The sequence below is a fragment of the Domibacillus robiginosus genome (assembly GCF_000966195.1).
GTDB lineage: Bacteria > Bacillota > Bacilli > Bacillales > Domibacillaceae > Domibacillus > Domibacillus robiginosus.
In genome coordinates, this window is sequence record NZ_LAHL01000104.1 from 1 (window position 1) to 1,719 (window position 1,719).

Consider the following 1,719-nt stretch of genomic DNA (forward strand, 5'->3'; position numbering starts at 1 on the left):
AAGCTGGGAAGAGGAACTGAGCAATAATTATAACGAAATGGAGACACTTTTAAACGATTATGAAGCATCTGTTTCAACTACAGAAGAAAAGAAAAACTTCGACAGTCTGCTTATTACAATAGAAGATTACAGAAGTACTGAGCAGCAGCTTTTAAACCTTACGCCCGATTCAAATGCTGAAGATGGTAGTACGTTAGGAGATCAGTTTGAAAAACAACGGGAAGAGATTGGACAGTATATTTCTAATTTAGTAGAGATAAATGAACAAAATGCTGCAGACAGCACTGCCTTTGTTGACGAGATGTACAAAGCCAAAACGATGCAGATCCTTTTGCTGATTGGCATTTCGGCTCTTTTGAGCATCTTGATCGCTTCCTTAATGATCCGGTCTATTTCACGTCCTATTCAATTTGTTTCTCAAGCCTTGCAGCAAGTTGCTTCCGGAGATTTAACAGGACCTAAACTGAACATAACAAATAAAGATGAAATCGGACTTCTTGTGAGCTCCTTCAACACAGTTACAGAAAATCTAACGCAGACATTAAAACAGGTTCAAGATGCCGCGCACCACGTTTCTGCTTCATCAGAAGAACTGACAGCCAGCTTTGAACAGAATGTCGTCTCTATTGAGCAGGTAAGCCACTTGTCTCAGATATCGGCCGACGGCTCAGAAGAACAGCTGAAACAAGTGGAGCAAATCGGCTTTTCTATCCGGGAGATGTCTTCTGCCCTTAAACACATTGATTCTAATAGCAGCGTTATGACCGCTTTGTCTCAGGAAGCTTTTGAAGCCACGAAAAAAGGAAACCAACAAACAGCACAGGTGGTTGAGCAAATGCAAGAGATTAATCACTCTGTAGAAGAGACCGCCAAGCTAATGAAGCGTCTTGGGGATCATTCAACCAAAATTGGTGATATTATTGTCATGATTACAGCGCTGGCAGAACAAACCAATTTATTGGCGCTAAATGCAGCAATTGAAGCAGCGCGTGCTGGGCAACAAGGAAAAGGCTTTGCCGTTGTGGCGGAAGAGGTACGAAAGCTGGCCACTGACTCAAAGAACTCTTCTTCACAAATTGCGCACATGGTTAGAAGTATCCAGCAGGATATTGAACAAGCAAAACAATCGATTCATACAAGTACGGAAAAAGTGTCGACTGGACTTATGTATACTGACAACGTTAACACATCGTTCGGTCACATTGAAGCTTCCATCTCGAATGTTTCTGATAAAACAGCCGAAGTCACAGCTTCGATTGGGCAAATCGAGACGATCAGCCACCAAATAGTACAGGCCATGGATTCCATGAAAGACACAGCGAGGAAAGCTGTTCATTTAAGCCAGGAAACCTCTTCTTTTACACAGGAACAAACGGCGACAGCTGAAGAAATCTCCTCTTCTGCTTTTTCCTTATCGCAGTTAGCCGGAGAACTTCAGCATACGTTAACAGCCTTTAAAATGAAATAACATAATAAAAATCCCTGCTGTCACAGCAGGGATTTTTCGTGTGAAAAGCTTATTTTTTATCGCCATAAACCATTGATGGCTTCTTGATTTGCTCATTTAAAATAAAACAGTTAACTGTGTACTTTTACAGAATTTAAACTAACCTTCTCTACTACAGCGGCTACCCGTTCATGAACCGTCCGGTCTAACGGATGTGGCACAAGGTCTCCTGGTTTCGTGGAAGCAGCGATCGCTTCTGCCGCTGCTACGAG

General features: G+C 42.3%; 2 protein-coding genes. One reads left to right on the forward strand and one right to left on the reverse strand.

Annotation, left to right across the window (positions count from 1 at the left end):
• A partial coding sequence (locus tag VP97_RS23020) for a methyl-accepting chemotaxis protein (RefSeq protein ID WP_050184518.1) occupies positions 1-1,468 on the forward strand: 1,468 nt, incomplete at its 5' end.
• A 110-nt stretch (positions 1,469-1,578) separates the two neighbouring features.
• On the opposite strand, the gene VP97_RS24640 is transcribed toward VP97_RS23020, so the two are convergent.
• The coding region (locus VP97_RS24640) for a hypothetical protein (protein ID WP_172656840.1) at positions 1,579-1,719 on the reverse strand (141 nt) is incomplete at its 5' end.